5 protein-coding genes and 2 pseudogenes are annotated in these 7,657 nt (G+C 69.3%); 6 read left to right on the top strand and 1 reads right to left on the bottom strand.

The features are described from left to right. Positions 1-132 precede the first annotated feature (132 nt). Both U9980_RS28590 and U9980_RS17305 read left to right on the top strand, forming a co-directional pair. Complete coding sequence (locus tag U9980_RS28590; RefSeq protein WP_416210303.1) at positions 133-714, top strand: FHA domain-containing protein; 582 nt, start codon at positions 133-135, stop codon at positions 712-714. A gap of 185 nt (positions 715-899) precedes the next feature. Continuing rightward, positions 900-1,307: pseudogene (locus tag U9980_RS17305) on the top strand (Tn3 family transposase); the annotation flags it as partial. Between the two features lie 6 nt (positions 1,308-1,313). On the opposite strand, the gene U9980_RS17300 reads toward U9980_RS17305, so the two are convergent. Beyond that, the gene (locus tag U9980_RS17300) at positions 1,314-1,802 is read right to left on the bottom strand and encodes a site-specific integrase (protein WP_416210304.1); all 489 of its coding nucleotides are present in this window, start codon (positions 1,800-1,802) and stop codon (positions 1,314-1,316) included. A gap of 47 nt (positions 1,803-1,849) precedes the next feature. Here U9980_RS17300 and U9980_RS17295 point away from each other — a divergent pair, with 47 nt between their 5' ends. From U9980_RS17295 to U9980_RS17280, 4 genes and pseudogenes are all read left to right on the top strand, one after another. Next, positions 1,850-2,398 (top strand): hypothetical protein, encoded by a 549-nt coding sequence (locus U9980_RS17295; protein WP_322768864.1) that lies wholly within the window; start codon positions 1,850-1,852, stop codon positions 2,396-2,398. Positions 2,399-2,647: 249 nt separating this feature from the next. Further along, positions 2,648-5,137, top strand: a complete 2,490-nt coding sequence (locus U9980_RS17290; protein ID WP_322768863.1) for a TIR domain-containing protein — start codon at positions 2,648-2,650, stop codon at positions 5,135-5,137. A gap of 442 nt (positions 5,138-5,579) precedes the next feature. Continuing rightward, positions 5,580-6,014, top strand: a complete 435-nt coding sequence (locus U9980_RS17285) for a hypothetical protein (RefSeq protein WP_322768862.1) — start codon at positions 5,580-5,582, stop codon at positions 6,012-6,014. Then, positions 6,011-7,657, top strand: a pseudogene (locus tag U9980_RS17280) (tetratricopeptide repeat protein); the annotation flags it as partial. The gene U9980_RS17285 and the pseudogene U9980_RS17280, both read left to right, overlap by 4 nt.

The following is a 7,657-nucleotide window of genomic DNA, read 5'->3' as shown; positions in this document are numbered from 1 at the left end:
GGACCGGTATGCAGCGGTGCGGGATGTCGTATGGTTGCATCTTACTAATATCCGGCGGTGCGGCAGGCACACCACCGACAATCAAATTTTGAAGTGTGTGAGCCGCGGCCATCCGCCGGTTTTTGGACCGTAATGGACTACCATGCTCCTTCTGAACCACCATCCCCGAGACTCGTCGTCACGAGCGCTGGGCCGCTACACGGGAGGGCTTTGGTCCTCGATGGCCGTAGGCTTGTCCTCGGACGCCTTCCGGCATCTGATCTACGTTTGGACGATCCCCACGTCAGCAAGACGCACGCAGCTGTCAATCGATCGATGGGCCGAACCGTGATCGAGGACCTCGGCTCCACGGGGGGCACGAGCGTCAACGGCGTTCCCCTCCACGCACCGCGTTTTCTTCGCCACGGTGACCGTGTCGGCTTCAGTGTGATCGAAACCCGGTACGAGGAACCGGCCGACGCGGCCGCCGACACCCTGAGGAGACACTCCGCACCCGCAGCCCCGCCCGACCCGTCGGTCCTTTTCGATGCTGATCGACAGCACGCCGATAATATCAACAATATTAATCGAGACCAGTACAACCAGTGGGTCCAGGAGGTCAGGCAGGAGCGGGAAAATTTCCTTATCACTGTCGCCGCGACGAAGACCCGGGCGAAACGGCTGGTCGTGATCGGCTTCATAATGGTTGTCGGCGGTGCGCTCGCGTGCGTATAGGTCATGCTCGGAAACATGGCCCAGTTCAACGATCTTCAGACCTCCGATCAAGCCTTCAGGGTGAGTCCTCTCTTTCTCGTTGGCTTTGGCGTGGGCTTCGTTGGCCAGTTCGTCTTGATCGCCGGAATCGTGCTCCACATTGTGGCCGCAGCCCGGCGCCGACGCCTTGACCGCTTGATTCCGCCAGCCTGCACATCCAGCGCGTCGTCGACGACGAAACCTACCGCCGGCAGATCAAGAGTATCCGCAACCTGCAGGAAGGCCGCCACGCGCTGGGCCGCCGGGTTTTCCACGGCTCCCGCGGCGACCTGCGACAGAAATACCTGACGGGGATGGAGGACCAGCTGGGCGTGCTGGGCCTGGTCCTCAACGCGATCGTGCTGTTCAACACCCGCTACCTGAACGCCGCCCTCGACCAGCTCCGCGCCGACGGCTACCCGGTACTGGACAACGACGTCGCCCACCTGTCACCCTTCGGCCACAAACACATCAACTTCTTGGGCAGGTACGCGTTTTCGCTACCGAACCTGACCGACGGATTACGGCCGCTGCGCGATCCGAACGAACCCGACGACGAAGACGAGGAAAACTGATCGCCGTTACAGGTTCTCGACCCAGCCGGCGGCGATGTCATCCGGCGGGTTGGTGTACAGCCGCAGGTAGCGGTCGTTGGCATTGCCCAGGCGGCGCTCGAGCTCCGCGCGGTTGTGCCCGGACTCCCGCGACAGCCGGTAGCCGAAGGTGTGCCGCAGATCATGCGGGCGCAGCACGCCGAGCCGCCGGTCGGCGTCGGTGACCTCCAGGTCGTGGATCCGGCCGATCTCCCCGACGATCGTGTTGATCGTCCGCGGCGACAGCCGTCCGCCCGGCCGCCGGGTCGCGATCGACCCGGCGGCCAGGAACAGCGCAGCCGACGCCGCATCGACGTCGCCGGGACGCTCGTGCTCCAGGTAGTCGGCAATCGCCATACGCGTGTCCAGGCCGAGGAACACCGTGCGCGACGTCCGCCCCTTGCCCCGCACCCCGGCAAGCCGAGCCAGCCTGCGCCGGCGCAGCTCCGCCGGGTCCGCCGGCTCGAGCTGGGCCAGGTCCAGGCCGGCGACCTCTGCCCGGCGCAGCCGGTGCCCAGCATCAGGTGCACGACCGCCCGGTCCCGCAACGGCCGGGCGTGCGCATGCACCGCTGGCGCCGTGTCGGTGTCGCGGTGGGCGCGGCCGGTCAGCCGGTGGAACCCCTCGATCCGGTCCAGCACGTTCTTCACCGTCCGGACCTGCGCATCCCCCAACGCCCGCGGCGCGGGCGTTGGCAGCCGCAGCAGCTCCACCTTGCTGGTGGGGTCGCCGTGGCGCAGCAGCCCGGCCGGGGCGTGCACCGCGGTCCAGGTGAAGAACGCCGACAGATGCGCCAGGTGGTTGTTCACCGTCGCCGGCGCCATCAGCTGGATCCGGCCGTCGGCGAGCGTGCGCACCGGGCTGGCGGCGAGGTGTTCGCGCCAGCCGATCACTTCCCGGCGGGTGACCGTCGAGATCCGGTCATGGCCGAACCCGGCGGCGAACCAGGCATGGAACCGGCCCAGGTGGCGGCCGATCTTGCCGGTGACCTCGGCCGAGCGGACCCCGCGCACCGCCAGCTCCAAGTACCGACCGACCCACACCGCCACGCTGTCGTCACCCAGCCCGGCTGAGCAGGACGGGTCCACCACCTTTCGTGAAGCAAATTTTCCGCGTTCCTGCCCCGTCATCGCCCCGTCCGTGCTGCTGGCCATGTAGGTTCCCTTCACGGAAGGGCCATTTCCTGAAACAAAGCCCAACCGTAACCCCGGGGGGCGGCATGACGGCGGGTAAACCATCACGATCAGGTCCGGAATCGTGTAGATCGGCCTGGCGGTTCGTAATCTTCTGCCTGGTCGACGGGCTGACGGCCGCGAGGGCGGATGGATCAGCCTGACCCGGCTGATGGTCCCCGACTACGTGACGCTGCGCCTGGTCCGGGCACCAAGGCCGCAGGACCAGCGCCGGGGTGGGATTTCTTTATCTCCTACACCGCCGCCGACCGGGCGTGGGCGGAGTGGATCGCCTGGCAGTTGGAGGACGCCGGTTACCGGGTGCTGGTCCAGGCGTGGGACTTCATCCCGGGCTCGAACTGGGCGGTCGGCATGCAGCAGGGCGTCACTAACGCCGCCCACACCCTCGCATTGCTGTCCGAGGCCTACCTGAGGTCCGTCTACGGGCGGGCCGAGTGGCAGGCTGCCCAGGCCGCTGACCCTCTGGGATTCGCAGGCAGGCTGATCCCGATCAGAATCGCCGACTGTCCCCGGCCCGGGCTGCTCGGCCAGATCGTCTCGTTTGACCTGTTCGACCTCCCCGAAGGCACCACCGCCGCCCGGCTAGCCAAACAGGTCGCGATCCTTCGCGCCGGCCGGGCGAAGCCCGCGACCGCACCCACCTTCCCTGCCTCGACGTCATCGGCCCGGCCAACCCCACCCAGCCCCGAGCCAGCCTTCCCCAGCCCCTCCCAGGCGGACTCGACCGAACCGCCGTCCCGATATCAGCCCAGACCGGCTGACCCCCAACCACCGCCGGCCCAGTGGCCCCTCACTGGCCGGCACGCACAACCCCCGGCTGACTCCCCACGGTCCAGGTCCTCCAGACCAGCCCTGTGGATCGCCCTTGAGCAGCAGGCGGGCGCGTCGGCGGTGGCGTTTCCCGGCCGGCGGCCGGAGGTGTCGACCGCCCCGCCCCGGCCGGACGGCCTCCCCGGCCGGTGGAACCTGCTCCGGCAGATGCGCGACCAGCGGTCCTCCGCCGGCCGCGCGGCGGCCAGCGCCCTGCCCGGCGCCGGGGACGGGTCAGGGCCCGACCGGCGCTGGACGATACGCGGGTGGGCCGCAGGGATTGCGGCCATCATCATGGTGGTGGTGCTGGCCGTTGTGGTCTGGCCCAGACCGTTCGAGGGCGCACACGGCTGCGACGGCACCGGGACGGCCGTGTGGGCGATGCGGTCGCAGGCGGAGTGCATCGGTTACAGCGACGGGGCGGGCCAGTTCTTCGGCGAGGATAAGCGTCTCCAGACCATGGAACGGCTGGTCTTCCAGGAGAATCAATGCGCTGTCGCACTGCATAATGGGAATCACTTCCCACCCCGACCGTACGTCAGCGTGGTCTACCTGGCCGCGCTCACCCCGGACGGGCCGCTCCGCGACCTGGATTCCCTGCCGCGTGCTGACGAACTGGAAGGCATCCTGCTCCAGCAGATACGTCAGAACGGTGCGCTCGCGGCGGATGGATCGTGCCTACCCGCCGCAAGCATGACCGCGCCGATCCTGCGGGTCATCATTGCTAATGGCGGTAAGAACATGCGGCAGGTCGAGACCGTCGCGAGCCGTATCACCGCACTGGCCCGCCAGGATCCGAGTGTCGTCGCCGTGATCGGTATGGACCGCAGCACCGACCAGACCGCACGGGCGATCGCGCAGCTCGGACACGCCGGCCTTCCGGTGGTGGCCTCCACCCTGTCCGGTGACGGCCTCGAGCAGCAATCCCCGCTGTATTTTCAGATGGTGCCACCGAACGCGCGGGAGGCCCAGCTGATCGCCGCCTATGCGGAGCACGAGAAGAAAACCCGGGTCAGTGTCTACTACCCGCGCAGCGCCGCGGGTAGCGGCGACCTGTACGTCAGAACCCTGGTCGCGGACCTGCGCATAGAATTCATCAGAAAGCAGATCGCCTTCGAGGACGAGGCGTGGGACGGACCGACGTTCTCGAAGAAACCCGATGCTCCGACAGCCTGCACGGATACCTCCAACAGGATGATTTTCTTTGCCGGTCGGGCCGCGGACTTCGGCGATTTTCTGTCCGCTATGCGGGAGAACTGCCCGGCGGGTGGGCAACCAGCGCCGATCCTGGCGGGTGACGCCGTCCACCGGTATATGGTGCAACCCCCGAAAGACGATATCCCGGCAGGAACGACGATCTCCTTCGCCTCCGAGGACGCGGGCATCGAGCTCACCCAGCAGGGCTGCTTCCACGGCACGGTGGACCGTGCCAACCCGTACGCCCCCCAGGCGCTGCGGGACCTGTGCCGCGACATGGGCGAGTTCTACCGGTCGCAACACCTGCAACCGCCGCCGGAGCGGTGGCCTGGCGAGTGGGTGGGTTTCGGCTACGACACCGCCGGGATCATCGTGCTTGCGGCACGTACCCCATCCCCCGGCCATGACCAGCCGACCACAGTGTCGATCGTGTCGGAGCTGCAACGCACGCCGTATTACGGCGCGACCGGCACCGCCGACTTCACCACGTCGCACATCGCCACGAACAAGAAAGAAGTGATCTTCACGGTCGAACTGGGCGACACGACGTCACTCCCCGCCTGCGTCTACGCCATCGACGACCGACCACCACGGGAGAACTGCCTGTCCTGACCCCACACGGCGCGGAGACGGGAACCCCGCACCGCGCGAGCGGGTCAGACAGAAACCGCCACCGTCTCGCAGGGGACGCCGCGGCACCATCCTCGATCTGGTTGCCCCCTTCGAGCAGACACTGGCCCGCGCCACCCTGCGCGGCTTCCCACCCGACTGGCTGTCCGACGCCGCCCGCCTCGACCACGTCCTGGTCATCTATGGCGTCCAGGTCGGGTGTCAGATTCCGCAGTCGTGTGCACGGATGTCCGAAGGTCCTCTGCACGAGTCTGTCTCTCGATAGTTGATCCCAGCCGGGAAGACGTATGTGCTGTCGACGAGACGAGCGGATCTGCGGACGCCCGGGGCGACGGGGTGTTGGTAGGTCATCCTTTGGTCGTGAGTACTGGAACCCGCCCCCCGGCCGTGGACGGGTGACGGTGGGGCCACTCGACGTAGATCCGTGTTCGTAGACTGGGGCCGATCAGCAAGATTTGATCTTGACATGGGGGTGGTCGTTGTGCCTGGTCGGAGTCGACGGTGGCTGTGGGCCGGGCGTGTCGTCTTCGGCGTGATCGTCGTGGCGTTGGTGGTCTACTCCGCCGTGGTCGGGCTCGACAAGGCGGACAAGGTGGCCGGCAGCCTCGGCGCCGTCCTGGCGTTGCTCGCGTTGGGGGCGCCGTATCTGCTGCCCCCGCCGGGAGGTGCGTCGACGCCTGATCCGGACCGGGTCGACGACACCGGCAGGGCCACCGCCACGGACGGTGGGCAGGCCAACACCGGGCTCCAGACCCCCGGCGATGACAGGCCGGCGCAGGTCGCGCGATCGGGGGACGCGACCGCGGACGGACCGGGCTCGGTGGCCAACACCGGCATCCAGCGCGGCCCCCGGCCGTGACCACCGGCGGGAGCTCACTCGACCCGACGCCCGACGCGGCCACCGTCACCGATTCCGGTGACGCGTCGGCCGACAACGGTGGGGTCGCCATCACCGGCGTCGTCATCGGCGATGTAAGGCCCGAGCATCACGAGCATCATCACCATCCCCGTGCGGTGCCGGCGCCGGTGTGGCCGGTCCTGGTGGGGCAGCCTCCCGCGTTGGCGTCGGCGTTCCAGCCCCGGCAGGGGTTACGGGATCGGATCGTGGCTGCCCGTCGTCGCGGTGAGGACGTGGTCCTGGCCCAGCGGGAGACCGGACGCGGTGGCGCGGGTCCGGGCACGCGGGTGCTGGCGGGTGGGGGAGGTGTCGGGAAGTCGCAGCTGGCGGCGTGGTTCGCCCACGACGCCGCAGCGCATGGCACGGACCTGGTCGTGTGGGTCAGCGCCGCCAGCCCTGACCAGGTCATCACCACCTACGCCCGGGCCGCGGCGCGGGCCGGTGTGCCTGGCGCCGTCGGCGCCGACCCGGCCGCGGACGCCGCGGCGTTGCTGGAGTGGCTGCACACCACCGACCGCACCTGGCTGGTCGTCCTCGACGACATCACCGACCCGGCGCCGCTTGCCGGCTGGTGGCCGCCGCACCGGCCTGGCGGATGGGCCCTGGCCACCACCCGCCTGCGCGACGCCACCCTCGCCAGCTCGGGACGCCAGCAGGTCGACGTCGACGTGTACGCCCCGGAGGAGTCGGTGGCGTATCTGACCGGCCGGCTCGGCGATGCTGGCAAGGCCCATCTGCTGGATGCGGGTACCACCGGGCTGGCCGCGGCGGTGGGGCATCTGCCGTTGGCGTTGTCGCATGCCGCCGCCTACATGATCAACCAGGAGGTGGGGTGTGCGGCGTACCTGGCCCGCTACACCGCCGGCGACGAGCAGCTGGCCGAGTTGATGCCCGCCGGCGCGGACCCCGACGCCTACGGCCGGCCGGTCGCCGTCACCCTCCTGCTCGCCCTGGCCGCCGCCGACACCGCCGAGCCCGCCGGGCTGGCGCGCCCCGCGCTGGCGTTGGCCGCTCTCTGCGATCCCGCCGGCCATCCCGACACGCTGTGGGCCACTCCCGCCGTCACCGGCTACCTGTCCGCCCATCGCACCGGCAGCACCGGGCGGCGCCTTTTCGGCCGGGGTCGCGCCGGCCGGCGTGTCACCGCGGAGCAGGCCTACCAGGCGATGCGGCTGCTGCACCGCTACGGCCTGCTCACCCACACCCCCACCGACGGCGCCCGCGCCGTGCGCATCCACGCCCTGACCGCCCGCGCCGCCCGGGAAACCACCACCGACCCGGCGACGCTCACCCACACCGCCGCCGACGCGCTGCTCGCGCTGTGGCCCGCCGGCGACCACACCACCACCGACCTCGTCGCCGCGCTACGCACCAACACCACCACCCTCGCCGCCATCGCCGGTGACCTGCTCTGGCACCCCGACGGACACCCGCTGCTGTACCAGGCCGGCATCAGCCTGCTGAACGCCGGCCTGCACACCCCCGCCGTCACCTACTGGCACCACCTCGCCGAACAGGCCGCGCGGCTGCTCGGGGAGGAGCACCCGGACACGTTGAGCGCCCGCGACAACCTCGCCTCCTCGTATCGGCAGGCGGGGCGGACC

The sequence above is a fragment of the Protofrankia sp. Cr1 genome, assembly GCF_963555865.1.
In the GTDB taxonomy this organism is placed as follows: Bacteria; Actinomycetota; Actinomycetes; order Frankiales; family Frankiaceae; genus Protofrankia.
Note: the sequence above shows the minus strand (reverse complement) of the source record. Positions and strands in the feature narration are given on the sequence as shown.

Excerpts from the sequence above, each read along its gene's own strand:
- U9980_RS17290 (WP_322768863.1), top strand. The coding sequence starts at position 2,648 with ATGGATCAGCCTGACCCGGCTGATGGTCCCCGACTACGTGACGCTGCG.
- U9980_RS28590 (WP_416210303.1), top strand. The coding sequence starts at position 133 with ATGGACTACCATGCTCCTTCTGAACCACCATCCCCGAGACTCGTCGTC.